This window comes from Thermoanaerobacter sp. A7A, from assembly GCF_000445185.1.
In the GTDB taxonomy this organism is placed as follows: domain Bacteria; phylum Bacillota; class Thermoanaerobacteria; order Thermoanaerobacterales; family Thermoanaerobacteraceae; genus Thermoanaerobacter.
Genome location: NZ_AVAF01000105.1, coordinates 1 through 16,034 on the forward strand (window position 1 = coordinate 1; position 16,034 = coordinate 16,034).

Annotated in this window: 14 protein-coding genes and 1 riboswitch; of the genes, 13 read left to right on the forward strand and 1 reads right to left on the reverse strand. The window is 35.6% G+C overall.

Annotated elements, in window-relative coordinates:
* Window positions 1-146 precede the first annotated feature (146 nt).
* Window positions 147-281, forward strand: a riboswitch (cyclic di-AMP (ydaO/yuaA leader).
* Window positions 282-364: 83 nt separating this feature from the next.
* The 8 genes from M663_RS0106920 to M663_RS15365 all read left to right on the forward strand — a co-directional run bounded on the left by M663_RS0106920 (window position 365) and on the right by M663_RS15365 (window position 6,933).
* Entirely contained in the window at window positions 365-1,921 is a 1,557-nt protein-coding gene (locus M663_RS0106920) for an ABC transporter substrate-binding protein (protein ID WP_042805207.1), read from the forward strand.
* Between the two features lie 49 nt (window positions 1,922-1,970).
* The gene (locus M663_RS0106925; protein ID WP_029688403.1) at window positions 1,971-2,981 is read left to right on the forward strand and encodes an ABC transporter permease; all 1,011 of its coding nucleotides are present in this window, start codon (window positions 1,971-1,973) and stop codon (window positions 2,979-2,981) included.
* A 12-nt stretch (window positions 2,982-2,993) separates the two neighbouring features.
* The gene (locus M663_RS0106930; protein ID WP_029688404.1) at window positions 2,994-3,926 is read left to right on the forward strand and encodes an ABC transporter permease; all 933 of its coding nucleotides are present in this window, start codon (window positions 2,994-2,996) and stop codon (window positions 3,924-3,926) included.
* Window positions 3,927-4,928 (forward strand): ABC transporter ATP-binding protein, encoded by a 1,002-nt coding sequence (locus tag M663_RS0106935; RefSeq protein ID WP_029688405.1) that lies wholly within the window; start codon window positions 3,927-3,929, stop codon window positions 4,926-4,928.
* A gap of 17 nt (window positions 4,929-4,945) precedes the next feature.
* A complete protein-coding gene (locus tag M663_RS0106940; protein ID WP_029688406.1) occupies window positions 4,946-5,932 on the forward strand; it encodes a dipeptide ABC transporter ATP-binding protein in 987 nt (328 codons plus the stop codon).
* A 58-nt stretch (window positions 5,933-5,990) separates the two neighbouring features.
* Window positions 5,991-6,281, forward strand: a complete 291-nt coding sequence (locus tag M663_RS15355; protein WP_273702658.1) for a hypothetical protein — start codon at window positions 5,991-5,993, stop codon at window positions 6,279-6,281.
* Window positions 6,282-6,421: 140 nt separating this feature from the next.
* Window positions 6,422-6,739: a hypothetical protein gene (locus tag M663_RS15360; RefSeq protein ID WP_273702659.1), complete on the forward strand. Its 318-nt coding sequence runs from the start codon at window positions 6,422-6,424 to the stop codon at window positions 6,737-6,739.
* Between the two features lie 53 nt (window positions 6,740-6,792).
* Window positions 6,793-6,933 (forward strand): hypothetical protein, encoded by a 141-nt coding sequence (locus M663_RS15365; protein WP_273702660.1) that lies wholly within the window; start codon window positions 6,793-6,795, stop codon window positions 6,931-6,933.
* Window positions 6,934-7,011: 78 nt separating this feature from the next.
* Here the strand turns inward: M663_RS15365 and M663_RS0106955 are convergent, their stop codons facing one another.
* On the reverse strand, window positions 7,012-9,147 hold the full coding sequence (locus M663_RS0106955; protein ID WP_029688407.1) for a sodium-translocating pyrophosphatase: 2,136 nt from the start codon (window positions 9,145-9,147) through the stop codon (window positions 7,012-7,014).
* A gap of 255 nt (window positions 9,148-9,402) precedes the next feature.
* On the opposite strand from M663_RS0106955, the gene fbp reads away from it, so the two are divergent.
* The 5 genes from fbp (at window position 9,403) to M663_RS0106980 (ending at window position 15,874) form a co-directional block, all read left to right on the forward strand.
* Window positions 9,403-10,491 carry a fructose-1,6-bisphosphate aldolase/phosphatase gene (gene fbp, locus M663_RS0106960; protein WP_029688408.1) on the forward strand — a complete coding sequence of 363 codons (1,089 nt, stop codon included), beginning with the start codon at window positions 9,403-9,405 and terminating at the stop codon, window positions 10,489-10,491.
* Window positions 10,492-10,673: 182 nt separating this feature from the next.
* Window positions 10,674-11,681, forward strand: coding sequence for a sugar-binding protein (locus M663_RS0106965; protein ID WP_029688409.1), 1,008 nt, complete (start codon window positions 10,674-10,676; stop codon window positions 11,679-11,681).
* Window positions 11,682-11,690: 9 nt separating this feature from the next.
* Window positions 11,691-13,199, forward strand: a complete 1,509-nt coding sequence (locus M663_RS0106970) for a sensor histidine kinase (protein ID WP_029688410.1) — start codon at window positions 11,691-11,693, stop codon at window positions 13,197-13,199.
* Window positions 13,192-14,805 carry a response regulator gene (locus M663_RS0106975; RefSeq protein ID WP_029688411.1) on the forward strand — a complete coding sequence of 538 codons (1,614 nt, stop codon included), beginning with the start codon at window positions 13,192-13,194 and terminating at the stop codon, window positions 14,803-14,805. The genes M663_RS0106970 and M663_RS0106975 overlap by 8 nt, the downstream gene beginning before the upstream one ends.
* The gene (locus tag M663_RS0106980; protein ID WP_029688412.1) at window positions 14,795-15,874 is read left to right on the forward strand and encodes a substrate-binding domain-containing protein; all 1,080 of its coding nucleotides are present in this window, start codon (window positions 14,795-14,797) and stop codon (window positions 15,872-15,874) included. The genes M663_RS0106975 and M663_RS0106980 overlap by 11 nt, the downstream gene beginning before the upstream one ends.
* Window positions 15,875-16,034: the final 160 nt, after the last annotated feature.

Here is a 16,034-nt window from a genome sequence, read left to right on the forward strand (position 1 = left end):
ATATATAAACTACTAATTTTAAACTCCTAGATTTTTAACGGTGAGGTCAGTTATAAAAATTTTTTACCTACAAAATCTTGACACAGACTTGGGATAGTCTGTATTTGACTAACTGGTAAAAGTATGGTACAATTTAATCAACAACTTAATCATTATCACTGAACCCGAAAAGGGGCGGGGGACCCACACTTTTGGGGCGAATCTCTTCCTACGGGAAGAGTAGGGTTACTCCTTCGACCCGAGCCCGTCAGCTAACCTCGCAAGCGTGGGAAGGAGAAATATCCAGGACCGCTGGATATTTCGGCGGCCTTTTTATACCCCCGTCCTTACCATAAATTTACATCTGAAGGGGGTATATTTTATTATGAAAAAAACTGCTATCCTTTTGGCACTTCTTTTATCACTTTTGCTCGTTTTAGGGGGATGTACATCTTCTAAGAAAGTAACTTCAGAAAAAGATGGAGGAACCATTGTAATAGCTTTAAATAAGGGCAGCATTGTGACATTGGATCCGGCTGATTACAGAGATAGAGAGACTGAGACAGTTTTGAGAAACATATTTGATGGGCTTGTGACGCGGACATACGATGGAAAAGTAGTCCCTGAAATAGCAGAGTCTTGGGAGATTATATCGCCTACAGAATGGGAATTTAAGATAAGGAAAGGCGTAACTTTTCAAAATGGAGACCCTCTTACAGCCGATGACGTCGTATTTACATTTAATAGAATAATAAAAGAGGGAGGACTTGAAGGGAAAACTTCTCCAAGAAAAGGCTTAATGGGACCTGTGGAGGATGTTCAAAAAATTGATGACTACACTGTTAGATTTATCTTAAAAGAGCCTTTTCCAGTTTTACTTCAGGCTTTAGTTCATCAGCAGATAATACCTAAAAAATATTATAAAGAAGTGGGGTACGAGGAATTTTTAAAGCGTCCTATAGGAGCTGGACCTTTTAAATATGTATCTGGGAAATTGGATGAGCAGATAGTTTTAGAAAGGTATGATGGATATTACGGTGGTTCTCCAGACATTCCGCCTGTTGGTCCTCCTAGTCTAAAAAGAGTTGTATTTAGAATGATACCGGAGCCCTCTACTGCAATAGCTGCCTTGGAAAAAGGAGAAGTAAATATAGTTCAGTACATTCCACCTGATATGATAGAGAGGCTCAAACAAAATCCAAACATACAGGTAAAAGAAAACATGGGGACAAGGGTGTATATTCTTGAGATAAACAACAAAATGCCTCCTTTTGACAATCCCAAAGTGAGGCAGGCTTTAAATTACGCAATAGACATGGATTCTATTGTAAAAGAAATTTACAAAGGCTATGGGGTGAGACTTGCAGGGCCAATGCTTCCCTATGCCTTTGCTGCGAACACAGATTTAAAGCCCTATGAGTACAATCCTGACAAGGCAAAAGAGCTTTTAAAAGAGGCTGGAGTTTCTGATTTGAAAGTTGTCATAGATACGCAGCCTTTTAGAGAAGAGGAAGCTTTGGCTATAGCTAACATGCTTGAAAAAGTAGGTATAAAAGCTTCTGTAAGGACTTGGGAATGGGGAGTTTTGCAGTCAGAAATACAGAAAGGCACCAGGCAGCTATATCTTACTGACTGGGGAAATGCATATCTTGACCCCTTCGATTTCTTAAATCCAAAGCTCAAGACAGGTGAAAGAGGAAACTATTCTTTCTACAGCAATCCAGAGGTTGATAGGCTTTTGGATGATGCCGCAAAAGAGACAGACAATGCTAAAAGAAAAGAGCTTTATTACAAGGCTCAGGAGATAATATATGACGATGCTCCATGGGTGTTTGGATATTCTCTGAAGACTGTAGAAGCAGCGACTAAAAATGTAGAAAACTGGCAGCCGAGCATGGATGGTAGAGAAAATATGCACAGAGTGAAACTTTCTAATGAGTAAAAAGGGGGTTAATGCCCCTTTTTACTCTAAAGTGGATGGGGGAATTTTTATGAGGGAAGCTAAGGTTTTAAAAAGAGTATTGTACACAATTCCTATAATGCTAGCTATAGCTATAACAGTGTTTATATTTATGAGATTTACTCCAGGAGACCCTGTTGATATAATGATGGGAAAAGAGAGCATGGTATCACAGCAGGATATAGAACTTTTAAAGAAGGAGTTTAACCTTGATAAACCTATATACACACAGCTTTATATTTTTCTTGCAAATCTTTTAAAGGGAGATTTGGGAAAGTCTATAACAAAAGGAGTTCCTGTAATTGAACTTATTAAAGAGACTTTACCTGCCACAATTGAACTTGCTCTGGCAGCCTTAACTCTTGGGATTTTAATAGGTATCCCCATAGGGATTATATCTTCTGTCAAGCAGAATTCCTGGCTTGACAGAAGTATAATGGCAATATCTTTTACAGGAATATCAATGCCTTCTTTCTGGCTGGGATTAATACTTATTTTAATTTTCTCGGCCAAATTAAATTTACTTCCGAGTCAGGGCAGAATAAATTTTCTAATTTATATACCTAAAGTAACTGGCTTTTACACAATTGATTCTCTTCTTGCTGGAGACTGGGAAGCATTTTTAAGCAGTATAAGGCATCTTTTTCTGCCTGCTCTAACTTTATCAGCTCCTTTATCAGCTGTTTTGGCAAGAGTTATGAGGTCAAGTATGCTGGAGGTCTTAAGAAATGACTATGTGGTCTTTGCAAGGGCTAAGGGAGTACCTGAGAAATTAGTAATACTTAAGCATGCTGTAAGAAACGCATTGATTCCAACAGTCACGGTATTAGGCATGGAAGTAGGAGCACTTTTAGGAGGCAATATGATAGTTGAGAATGTCTTTGGATGGCCTGGAATAGGCAGGCTTGTTGTTAATGCGATATTTGACAGGGATTATCCACTGGTGCAGGGAGTCGTAATGTTTTATGCCTTCACTTTTGTGATGGCAAATCTTTTGGTAGATATACTCTACACTTATCTGGACCCCAAGATTGAACTATAGGGGGTGTTTATAATGACTATAAAAAATGGAATAGTGCCTGCAAAGTATTATGAAGTATCTTATAAAAAATCAAATTTAATAACTAACCTTTTAAGCCTTTTAGGGAAGATAAAAAAGCATCCAACTGCTTTAATTGGAATGCTTACAATTATAGCCTATATTTTAATGGCTGTATTTGCACCTTTTATTTCACCTTACAGCGTTAAATACTCAGACCTTTCAGCAAGACTATTGCCCCCTGTGTGGAGTGGGGGAACGTGGGCACATCCTTTGGGAACTGACCAGGTAGGAAGAGATTTGCTTACACAGATTATATACGGTTCTAGAATATCAATACTGGTCGGCTTTTTGACTGTTTTGATTTCAGCATCTATTGGGACTTTCTTAGGAGCAATCGCAGGATACTACAGAGGAACAGTTGATACTGTGATTTCTCGCTTTGCTGATTTTTTGCTTTCTTTTCCTTTCTTAATATTTGCGGTGGGAGTAATGGCAGTTTTGGGGCCCGGATTCTGGAATTTGATTTTAGCTCTGACATTTAAAAGCTGGGTGGAATTTTTCAGATTAGTAAGAGGTGAAGTCTTGGAGGAGAAAAATAAAGAATATGTAGAAGCTGCTCAGGCTTTGGGAAGAAGCAATGGTGCGATAATTGTATCAGAAATTCTGCCTAATATATTCCAGTCAATATTTGTCCTTGCAACACTACGAATGGGCTACATGATAATAATGGAAGCATCTTTGAGCTATTTAGGTTTAGGTGTGCCACCGGATATTCCTACATGGGGTTCTTTAATAAACTCTGGAAGGAACCACATATTTGACGCCTACTGGATATCTACTCTTCCAGGCATAGCTTTAGTGATACTTGTACTTAGTATTAACCTTTTTGGAGAAGGATTAAGAGATATATTAGACCCAAGGCTTAAAGTGGAAGGAAGTGAATAAATGCTTGAGATTAGGAACTTGAAAGTGGTTTTTCAGACAGACAGGGGAGTAGTAAAAGCGGTAAATGGGATTGACCTATCACTTGAAAGAGGGAAAATTTTAGGCCTGGTAGGAGAATCGGGTTCAGGAAAAAGCATGACTTTGCTTTCTATTTTAAGGCTTGTCCCTTACCCGGGCAAAATTGTAGAAGGGGAAATTCTCTTTGAAGGAGAGGACCTTCTCAAAAAATCGGCTTCTCAGATGAGGGAAATAAGGGGAAAGGACATAGCCATGATATTTCAAGACCCAATGACCACATTAAATCCGGTGTTTCCTGTAGGAGAGCAGATAAGGGAATCCTTAAGGGTTCACAATATAATAAAGCCTGAAAAAGAAGGTATATTAGGTTTTCTCAGGGAAAGGGACAGAAGAAAAAAAGAGTATGAAAAGGTAGTAGAACTTATGGAAAAAGTCGGGATATCATATCCTGAAAAGAGATATTTTTCCTATCCCCATCAGTTTAGTGGGGGTATGCAGCAAAGAGCTATAATTGCTATTGCTCTTTCATGCAATCCTAAACTACTTCTGGCTGACGAGCCTACAACTGCACTTGATGTGACGATTCAGGCGCAAATTTTGGATTTATTGAGGCAAATAAATGAAGTAAACGGCACCTCCATAATTTTTGTAACTCATGATTTGGCAGTGGCGGCAGAGTTTTGCGATGAAATAGCTGTCATGTACGCTGGGCAAATAGTGGAAAAAGGACCTGTAGACAAAGTAATAGAAGAGCCAAAACATCCTTATACAAAAGGGCTTTTGAGGTCCATACCTAAAATAACACGAAAAAAAGAAAAACTTTACGTCATACCGGGAAATGTCCCAGATTTGGCTTTTTTGCCTCCTTATGGCTGTCCTTTTTATGAGCGGTGTGAAGAAGCAGTGGAAGAATGCAAAGAAGCTACCATTCCTTTAATTGAGGTTTCAGATGGAGAATTTGTGAGGTGTATAAAGTACCTCTAAAAGATGGGGTGTTAGATATGGAAAATGGCACTTTTATTCAAATAAAAAATCTCAAGAAATATTTCATAGAAGAGCCAGACTTGTTAATGAAGCTTGTAACTAAGAAAAAGAAAAGGGTTGTGAAAGCTGTTGATGACATAAGCCTTGACATAAACAAGGGGGAGACTCTGGGGCTGGTTGGAGAAAGCGGCTGTGGGAAAACTACACTAGGGCGTACAATTGTCAGGTTGTATGAACCTACAGAGGGAAAGATAATATTTAAAGGGGAAGACATAACAGAGGCAAGAGGAGAAAAGTTAAAAGAATACAGAAAAAAAGCACAGATAATTTTTCAAAACCCTTATTCTTCTTTAAATCCCAGGAAGACAGTAAGGCAGATTTTGTCAGTACCTTTGATTGCCTCTGGCGTAAAAGACCCTCACGAGAGAGAAGAGAGAATTATGTATCTTTTGAATAGAGTTGGTTTAAATTACAGGCAGATGGATTCTTATCCCCATGAATTTTCAGGTGGACAGAGGCAGAGGATAGGTATAGCACGTGCTTTGGCAATGAGCCCTGAATTTATTGTGGCTGACGAGCCAGTTTCAGCCCTTGATGTGTCAATACAGGCGCAAATTATAAACCTTCTAGAGGAATTGAAGGAAGAGTTAAACCTTACTTATCTTTTTATAGCTCATGATTTGAGTGTTGTATATCATGTAAGCGATAGAGTTGCGGTGATGTATCTAGGAAAAATTGTAGAAATGGGAAAAACTGAGGATATTTTCTTCAACCCACTTCACCCCTATACAAAAGCTTTGCTTTCTGCCATTCCCTCTATTGATAAATCAAAAAGAAGGGAAAGAATAATATTAGAAGGCACTGTACCATCTCCTGTGAATCCGCCAAAAGGCTGTAGATTTAGCACCAGATGCTTTGTGAAAAAGGGGAAAATGTGCGAAGAGGAAGAACCAGAACTAAAAGAAGTTGAAAAGGGACATTTTGTAGCTTGTCATCTGTATTAATGGATTTGATACTTGTATTTTTTCTCCAAAGAATGACACATTAGGGTCTTTTCTTATTTTGGAATTTTTTGCACAGTTAAGGGCAGAGTTAGCATTTTACATGGGAGCAATGAATTTATACGAAGAACTTTCTAATTTAAATGTACCAGTCTGTTTTCCTGAACCTTACCACTTAGATAGAAGAGTCCGCAAGTTTATTGGATTGTATGATGTAAGTTTGGCTTTAATTACAGGGAAAAATGTTGTAGGAAACGAATTAAACACCATTGGCAAAGACCTTTTCATAATCACTGGGGCTAATCGAGGTGGGAAAACGACATTTTTGAGGAGTATCAAGCCCAAATATTGATGCAATCTGGGATATTTGTTCCTGCGATTTATTTCTCTGCTAATATAAACAAAAAAATATTTACCCATTTTTATAGGAAAGAAGATCCGCAATTAGAAAGTGGAAAGCTTGATTAGGAGCTTAAAAGATTTGACAGGATAGTGAGTAAGATACGACCAAATTCGCTTTTGTTGTTAAATGAAAGTTTTTCATCGACAAATGAAAAAGAAGGTTCTGAAATTGCTAAACAAATAGTGGAAACATTGATTGAGAATAATATAGAAGTATTTTATGTTACACACCTGTATGAATTTGCAAAGTATTTTTATGACCAAAATCTTGATAACGTCCATTTCCTCCGCGCCGAAAGAAAAGAGGATGGAAGAAGGACTTTCAAAATTTTAGAAGGGAAACCTCTTCCAACAGGCTATGCAAAGACCTTTATGAGGGAATTTTCGGCAATCAAGAGACATTTGTAGAGAAATATGATTTGTCGAGTAGAGTGTAATAGTAGTTAAAGGGGGGAATAAAAATGCCTTCTGATATGGATTCTTGGGCAAGACCTGTAAGAGACTACAAGGATATTCCTGAAATATTCAGATCTTACTATGATAAGAATTTTGGGAAGTCGATAGGTTTTTTAAATGCTGTAATGGAAAAAGTACAAAAATGACCCTTCAACTTTCGCTTATTTAATTAAATCAAAAGGAGTGAGTTTAATTTAAAAAAGGCGGGTTTTCCGCCTTTTTTATTATCTAAATAGAGCCACAAAGACAAGGGTTATTGTGCTTATGAGCTTTATGAGAACGTGCAGTGAAGGACCGGCTGTATCTTTAAATGGATCACCTACAGTGTCTCCTACAACTCCAGCTTTATGAGCTTCAGACTTTTTACCACCGTAATTGCCAAGTTCTATAAATTTCTTTGCGTTATCCCACGCACCGCCGCCGTTGTTTAAGAATAAAGCCAGTATTACACCTGAAATAGTACCTATCATTAAGAAAGCTGCTGCGGCTTCCTTACCGAGGATTACACCTACTAATATTGGTGTTACTACTACGATAAGTCCCGGAATCACCATTTCTTTTAAAGCGCCTTTAGTTACAATATCTACTGTTTTAGCATAGTCCGGCTTTGCAGTACCTTCCATTATGCCGGGAATTTCTCTAAATTGCCTTCTTACCTCCAGAATTACATATTGTGCCGCTTTACCAACAGCTCTTATTGCAGTTGAACTAAAGAGATATACAATCATTGCTCCTATAAATGCTCCTATGAAAACTTCGGGTTTTCCTATATCTACAGCAAACCAAGAATCAATGGGTTTACCTAATATCTTTTTGACTTCATCCAGATATGCTGAGAAAAGCAGGAAAGTTGCAAGAGCGGCTGAACCTACTGCGTATCCTTTTGTCAAAGCTTTTGTAGTGTTTCCACAAGCGTCTAACCTGTCTGTCACATGTCTTACTGACTCTGGTGCTCCCGACATTTCAGTAATTCCACCAGCATTGTCAGTAATAGGTCCAAATGTATCCATTGCAAGTATATAAGCGGTTGTTGATAGCATGCCCATTGTTGCAATAGCTGTGCCGTAAAGTCCAGAAGTCCCTATATGAGGAAGTGCTAATTCACCAAGTTTATAAGCTATAAATATTGCTGCAGATATAAATATAACTGGAAGGGCAGTAGATTCCATACCCACAGAAATACCTGTAATTATGTTTGTAGCAGCTCCCGTTGTGGAAGCTTTGGCAATTTCCTGTACAGGACGTTTATTTACAGAAGTATAATAGTCTGTCAAGAATACAAAGATGTAACTTAGTACAACACCTGTTACTACTGCACCATACAGTAACCAATAATTAACTTCACTGCCATCAGGCAAATGGCCAGAAAGCATTATTTTTACTGCAAAGAAAAGAGCAATTAAATTTACAATTGTAGTGACAAAGTAACCTTTATTTAAAGCTATCATTGGGTCTTTTGATTCATCTTTTGCATTGACGAAAAAGATGCCTATGATAGAGGCAATTATACCTATTGCACGAGCTACTAATGGGAAAAGTATTCCTTTCCACCCGAATACAGGATAAAGACCTACTCCTAATATCATAGCGCCAATATTTTCAGCAGCGGTTGATTCAAAGAGGTCAGCTCCTCTTCCTGCACAGTCTCCTACATTATCTCCAACAAGGTCAGCTATAACTGCAGGATTTCTAGGGTCATCTTCTGGAATTCCCGCTTCTACTTTACCCACAAGGTCGGCCCCTACATCAGCAGCTTTGGTATATATACCACCGCCTAGCTGGGCAAACAATGCTACGAAAGAAGCACCAAAACCAAAACCGACGATTAGAGAAGGAGCTTCTTTTATCAAGTCTTCTTGACCTGACAAACCACCATATGCCAAAAACAAGGTAGCAACCCCAAAGAGGGACAAGGCGGTTACGGCCAAACCTGTCACAGCTCCTCCTTTTAAAGCAATTTGCAGAGCCCTGTTAAGGCCAGATTTTGCACCAGCCGCGGCTCTTACGTTCGAATTTACTGCCATATACATTCCAATGTAACCCGACAGTGCTGAACAAAAGGCACCTGTAATAAAGGCGAGTCCTACATGCCATGCAAAACTTAACGCAGTACTTGTTCCTTCAGATAAATGTCCATAATAATTAGCTACAATGATTATTACAGCTACAATTAATGCTAAAAATGCAATTGTTTTATATTGTCTGTTTAAAAAAGCCATAGCTCCTTCTTTTATAGCGTCTGAAATTTGTTGCATTTTTTCATTGCCTTTATCTTGTGCAAATATAAATTTAACTAAACCAATTATAACGAGGGCTGCAATAATTATAACCCCGTAAATTAAAACAAGATAGGAACCCAATTTGTATCATCCCTTTCTTTGTATTTTTACCACTATTCATTAACTATTTCGACAAACTTTTAAAAATTCCTTCAATTATTTTTGAAATGTTTCTAATTTAAACGATATAACTGAAATTAATTGAAAATACAAAAATCGCAAATAAATAAAACATGCTATTGAAAAAATATATATAATAATTTAAAATATAAGCATAAGTAGTATAACATTATTAATAAAATATATTATACTAATCTAAAAAAAGGAGGAATTAATTTGTCAAAAATAACTTTAACTGTGATTAAAGCAGATGTTGGTGGTTTTGTAGGGCATACAGATGTACATCCTGAGCTTCTTGAGATTGCTAAGAAACATTTAAAAGAAAAAGGAAAAATGCTCATTGACTTTCATGTGACTAGAGTAGGAGATGACATTGAACTTATAATGACCCATAGAGAAGGAGTAGATAACGAGGAAGTTCATAAACTTGCATGGGATGCACTTTGGAGATGCAGTGAGAAAGCTAAAGAACTTAAATTGTACGGTGCAGGACAAGATTTGTTGAAAGATTCATTTTCAGGTAATATAAAGGGGTTAGGACCGGGAGTTGCAGAAATGGAATTTGAAGAAAGAAAAAGTGAGCCTGTCATAATTTTTATGGCTGATAAAACAGAGCCAGGAGCATGGAATTTACCCCTTTACAAGATGTTTGCAGATCCTTTTAATACAGTAGGACTTGCAATTGACCCTAATATGCATCAAGGATTTAAATTTGAGGTTTATGATATGATTGGGCACAAAAAAATAATATTTGAAACTCCTCATGAAATTTATGATATGCTGGTCTTTATTGGAGCGACAGGACGATATTGCATACGAAGAGTGTATACAAAAAACAATGAAATTGCAGCAGTGTCTTCTACTCAAAGAATGAATTTTATGGCGGGAAAGTATATAGGAAAGGATGACCCTGTACTTATTGTGAGATGCCAGAATGGTCTTCCAGCAGTAGGTGAAGCACTGGAACCTTTTGCTAATCCTTATCTTGTTGCTGGTTGGATGAGGGGCTCTCATAATGGGCCTGTGATACCTGTTTCATTGGAAGATGCTGTGCCTACCAGATTTGATGGGCCTCCAAGAGTATGCGCACTTGGCTTTCAATTAGCAGAGGGTAAGCTTATTGGCCCACAGGATTTCTTTAAAGATGTTGCTTTTGACAATGCAAGGGAAAAAGCGTTAGAAATGGCCGATTATATAAGAAAGATGGGACCATTTGAACCTCACAGGTTGCCTTTAGAGGAGTTGGAATACACTACCCTCCCTCATGTTGTTGAAAAACTTCAAGGGAGATGGGAGGAAGAATGAGGTGCAAATTGCGCCTCATTCTTCCATTTTTTCAAGAAAAGATTTTTGAAAAGTTTATCGAATAAATATAAAAGATTGGACAATTTTTATGTGACAACTATTTAATAATTTTGAATTGATATATACTTGTTAATGTTTTATTATTATTGTAAGGGATATGGAGGGAGGTAGTAGCGATTTTTATGAAAACGTTAAATGAGAAGTTTTTTAAGTTAATGGACAAGGTCATTTTAATTTTGGTCATTTTGATAGCAGCATTAAGCATTTTTTTATATAAGCTTCAAAAAGTAGAAGAACCCATTTTTGCAAAAACGCCTCAATATCACTTTTATATGGTAGCTCAAAATTCTGTAGATCCTTTTTGGAAAGAAGTGAAAATGGGTGCTATGGATGCTGCAAAACGTTACAATGTTGCAATTGAATTTAATGCTCCTAAATTTAATAACATCCAAGAGGAACTTCAGTATTTGGATATTGCTATACTGTCTAAAGTTGATGGCATAATAACCCATGTTTCAAACAGTAAAGAATTTGTAGACTTGATTGAAGAGGCCTATAAAGAAGGGATACCAGTAGTTACTATAGAAAATGACGCAAAAGATAGCAAAAGACAGGCTTTTATAGGTACTAACAGTTTTCAATTAGGTGAAGAAGCTGGAAAGCTTATGATTAAAGCCACCAAAGGAAAAGCTAACATTGCTATAATCGTCAGCAATGATTATCAATTGGACACTGTAAATCAAAATTTGAAAATCAATGGTTTTCTAGACGCCATAAAAGATTATCCTCAAATGAAAGTATTAAAAGTTTACACTTCAAAATTAGGCACTTTAAGCGCAGAAGAGATTACTCAGTCAATTATAAGTAGTAAACAAAACATAAATGCCATTTATACTACAGATTCTGTGGATACCATTGGTACTGCACAAGTAATAGTTGATTTTAACAAGGTGGGAGACATAGCGATTGTAGGATATGGAGATACAGCGGATATTTTAAGGTATATCGACAAGGGAATAATATACGGTACAGTTATGAGTGACCCTTACAGAATAGGATATGAAAGTGTAAAATCTATGGTGGAAATTAAAGAAAAAAATAATGTTTCTACATTTGTTGATATAGGAGTAAATGTTATTACCAAGGACAATGTCAAAGAATATTTCAAAAGAATACAATCAATAGAATAAGGTGATGGCATGAAAAAAGATATGTGGAGATTTACGGGCATAAGGCGAAAATTGATAGTTTATTACCTCATAATTACTATTTTAATGGGTATCACAAGTTTTTATTCGTATTATAATGCAAAGTCAGTTATAAATCGTTTAAAATCAATTTTTGTGGATTATATATACCTTAACAATTTAAATACAGATGTAAACATGTTGGAAACAGAAGTGGAGAAGTATTTATCTACCAAATCTTCGGACGCCCTTTTAAATTATTATACCCTCTATAACAAACTTCAAGAGCAAGCCTCCGCTATTTTAAATGAAAAAAACTATGACCAGGATGGTTTAATGCTAAAGGATATAGGGAATATGATTGAAAGCCTTTTGAATGAAACTGACGCAGCAATAAATGCTAAAAGAGGCAGGATAAGCAGCGAGTACATTGCACATTTTACGAGGTCCAATAAAATAAGTGAATATATAAAACTTTACATTAATAATCTTCTCAACAGTAAATTGCAAGAGGGTTCTTTAAAATATGCATCTATAACAAAAAACATGGAGTTTATAAGTTATTTGAATATGTTTTTGATAATAGGTTCTATTCTTTTTAACATATTTTTTGCAATATTTTTTACCTATCGAATTACAAAACCTCTTATAGACCTTTCCCATTTGGCAGTGAGAGTTTCAAAAGGAGATTTTGATGTAAGACCGCTTTCTATAAAGACAAACGATGAGATAAATATACTTGCAGAAGCTTTTAATAAGATGGTAGTAAGCATAAAAAATTATATAGGAGAAATCAAAAATCAGGCAGAAGTAGAGAAAAAATTAAAAGAACAAGAGATGCAAAATCTCAAAATGAGAAATATTTTAAAAGAGGCAGAACTTAAGGCTTTGCAGTCCCAAATAAATCCACATTTTCTCTTTAATACCCTAAATGCAGCTGCACAATTAGCGATGATGGAAGGGGCAGATAAATCTTCGGAGTTTATAGAAAACGTTGCAAACCTATTTAGATATAATCTAAAAAAATTGGATACTACAGTTACTTTGGAGGACGAGATAAACAATGTAAAGACATATATGTACATTTTGAAAACGAGATTTGGTGACAGAGTAGATTTTAAAGTAGATGTAGACGAAGGGGTTTTAGATGTAGAAATGCCTTGTACAATAATTCAGCCTGTAGTTGAAAATGCTTTTATTCACGGATTAGAAGATACAGAAAAAGGAGGTTTTATTAAACTTACGGTAAAGAAGGATAATGATAAAGTTTTAATAGAGGTTATTGACAATGGGATAGGAATGAGTGAAGAAAAAGTAAGGGCAATATTATCAGCAGACAATGAGGATTTATCTAAAAGGCATGTTACGGGTATTGGCATGCACAATATCATAAACAGACTAAGACTTTTTTATAACACTTCTGCTATAGAAGATGTAATTGAGATAGATAGCAAAATAGGAGAAGGAACAAAAGTTACTTTAAAAATTCCTTTAATGAAGGGTGATAAAGAAAATGATTAAATTGTTTATTGCGGACGATGAGCAAATAGTTATAGATTCAATTAAATTTATCATAGAAAAGAATGATGTAAAAGCTGATATAATTGGTTTTGCTAAATCTGGAAGAGAAGCCATTGAAAAAGTGGAAATTTTAAAACCTGATGTAGTTTTTATGGATATAAAGATGCCAGGAATAGAGGGAATTGAAGCCATAAAGCAAATTAAAGAAAGGCATAAGGACATAATTTTTGTTATTATTACCGCTTACGAGTATTTTAATTATGCAAAAGAGGCAATAGACCTTGGAGTGTTAGATTATCTTTTAAAGCCTCTTAATAGAAATAAAGTCGTAGAAACTATAAAGAAAGCTATTGAGGTGATTGAAAAAAGAAGAGAGGCAATGTTAAAAGAGTTAGAGTTAAAGGAGAAACTCAATAAGATTATTCCTTATTTGGAAGGGCAATTTTTGTATACTACTCTTTTTAGTGGTATAACCTATGATGACTTACCCTTTTATGAAGATGTATTTGGAATAGAATTAAAGCGTGGTTATGCCATGATAGTGACAGTGGAGGATTTTGGTAAAAACATCAAAGATCAAAGTCTAAAAGTGAGCATAGAAAAACAAAATTTTTATGATTATTTTAAACCAATTGTAAAAAATATTAAAAAATGTTTGATAGGGCCATACTTTATTGACAAATTATTTGTGTACTTTCCTGTGGAGGGAGGAAATTCATTTGAGATTAAAAATAATTCTATAGAAACAGCGCAGAAAATAATAGAAGCTATAAACCAAAAAGTGAAAATTCCTTACAGGATTGGAATAGGTAGAGTTTACAGTTTCGAGAATATTTTGAAGTCTTATTATGAAGCAGAAATGGCGTTAAAAATGGCAAAAAATGAACTGATTGTACATTTTGATGATATTGCAATGCCACAAAATAGATTTAAGCCTTATCCTATTAATAAAGAAAGACTTTTTATTGATAGACTTATGACTGGGGACCTTCAAGGATCTTTCAGTATATTTAATGAAATTTACGAATGGATGGTTTTAGAATACCAAGAGGATGTAGATAAAATAAAGTCCAAACTTATAGAAATAATCGGTGTTATTAAAAGGAATCTTTCCTATTATGCTGAGGAGGAAAACTTTATTGAAAACCGAGAGCTGGAAGAAATTTTAAAAATAAACGATGTTGACAAAATAAAGTTTATATTTATCAATACTCTGAAGAATCTATTAGACAGCATAAAAACTATCAACAAAGAAAAAACGGATACCTTTATGGCCAAAATAATTAGATTTATAGAGGACAATTTCAATAAAGACATTACACTGGATGACGTTGCAAAAGAAGCCAATATGAGTTACCACTATTTTAGTAAATTTTTCAAAGATCAAACTAGAAAAAATTTTATCGATTACTTGACAAATTTGAGAGTAACTAAAGCCAAAGAACTATTAGAGGATGAAACTGTAAGCATAAAAGAAGTGTGCTACAAGGTTGGCTACAGCGACCCAAATTATTTTAGCAAGATATTTAAAAAAGCTACAGGGATGACGCCTACAGAGTACAGATTGGCTATTTACAAAAAAGGGGGTGTAGTTGGTGGAGAGTAAAAATGTAATCAAAGTGATAGTAGCAATTGTCCTTATGATTATTTTGGGTGTTTTAGTTTTTTTGACTGTTAAGCATGTAGTAGCATATAGAGAAGTAAAGAACCTAAACTCTAACTTAGATAAAAAAGAACACAAAATTAAAATTGGTTTTTCTCTTGGTACCTTAAAAGAAGAAAGATGGATTAAAGATAGAGATATAGTAATGGCAAAATTACGGGAATTGGGGGCAGAGGTTTTAGTGCAAAATGCTAATAATGATGACCAAGACCAATTAAAACAGGTGAAATACCTTTTGGACCAAAAAATTGACGTACTTATCATTGTTCCAAATGACCTTGAAAAAGCCTCTTATGCGGTATCATTGGCACAAAAAGAAGGAGTAAAAGTGATATCCTATGACAGGCTTGTTACAAAATCAAATGTAGACCTTTATATATCCTTTGACAACGTAAAAGTTGGAAAACTGATGGCGGAATATTTAGTGAAAAGAGTGCCAAGAGGAAATTATCTCATAATAAACGGTGCTACGACGGATAACAACACAAAAATGATAAAGGAAGGATATGACAGTGTTCTAAAGCCCAGAATTGAAAGTGGAGACATAAAAATTGTAAAAGAAGACTGGGCACCTAATTGGATGACGGAATATGCTTTTAATTCTACTGATGAACTGCTGCAAAAGGGCGTGAAAATTGATGCCGTAATAGCAGGGGATGATGCTTTAGCGGGAGGAATTATAGAGGCTTTATCAGAGCACAGATTGGCGGGAAAAGTATTGGTTGCAGCTCAGGATGCTGACCTTGCTGCATGTCAAAGGATAGTGGAAGGAACTCAGGCTATGACAGTGTACAAACCAATTGATAAATTGGCAGAAGCCACCGCAAAAATGGCTATGAAACTTGCAAGGGGAGAAAAATTAAACGTGAAAAATACCATATATGATGGGAAATATTACGTTCCTTATTATGTTCTCGAACCTATTGCTGTTGATAAAACTAATATAGATGATACTGTAATAAAAGACGGTTTTCACAATCGCGATGAGGTATACAGAAATGTATCTAAATGATTATTCAGGCTTTAAGCCTGTATTTTTTTGTCTTAAAAAATTACAGATAAGTAAGTTAAAAAATTTAAGTTGCCAAAAAAGTAAAGGATAACAAAAAAAGTTCCAGAGGCAATTTGAGGGGGGAGGTAGAATTATTAAAATAAAATTTTAGAAAGGAGAG

Bases quoted from the DNA above. Each gene is read 5' to 3' on its own strand.
- M663_RS0106965 (WP_029688409.1), top strand. From the start codon at position 10,674: ATGAAAACGTTAAATGAGAAGTTTTTTAAGTTAATGGACAAGGTCATT.
- M663_RS0106920 (WP_042805207.1), top strand. From the start codon at position 365: ATGAAAAAAACTGCTATCCTTTTGGCACTTCTTTTATCACTTTTGCTC.
- M663_RS0106935 (WP_029688405.1), top strand. From the start codon at position 3,927: ATGCTTGAGATTAGGAACTTGAAAGTGGTTTTTCAGACAGACAGGGGA.
- M663_RS0106930 (WP_029688404.1), top strand. From the start codon at position 2,994: ATGACTATAAAAAATGGAATAGTGCCTGCAAAGTATTATGAAGTATCT.
- M663_RS0106970 (WP_029688410.1), top strand. From the start codon at position 11,691: ATGAAAAAAGATATGTGGAGATTTACGGGCATAAGGCGAAAATTGATA.
- M663_RS0106925 (WP_029688403.1), top strand. From the start codon at position 1,971: ATGAGGGAAGCTAAGGTTTTAAAAAGAGTATTGTACACAATTCCTATA.
- M663_RS15365 (WP_273702660.1), top strand. From the start codon at position 6,793: ATGCCTTCTGATATGGATTCTTGGGCAAGACCTGTAAGAGACTACAAG.
- M663_RS0106940 (WP_029688406.1), top strand. From the start codon at position 4,946: ATGGAAAATGGCACTTTTATTCAAATAAAAAATCTCAAGAAATATTTC.
- M663_RS0106975 (WP_029688411.1), top strand. From the start codon at position 13,192: ATGATTAAATTGTTTATTGCGGACGATGAGCAAATAGTTATAGATTCA.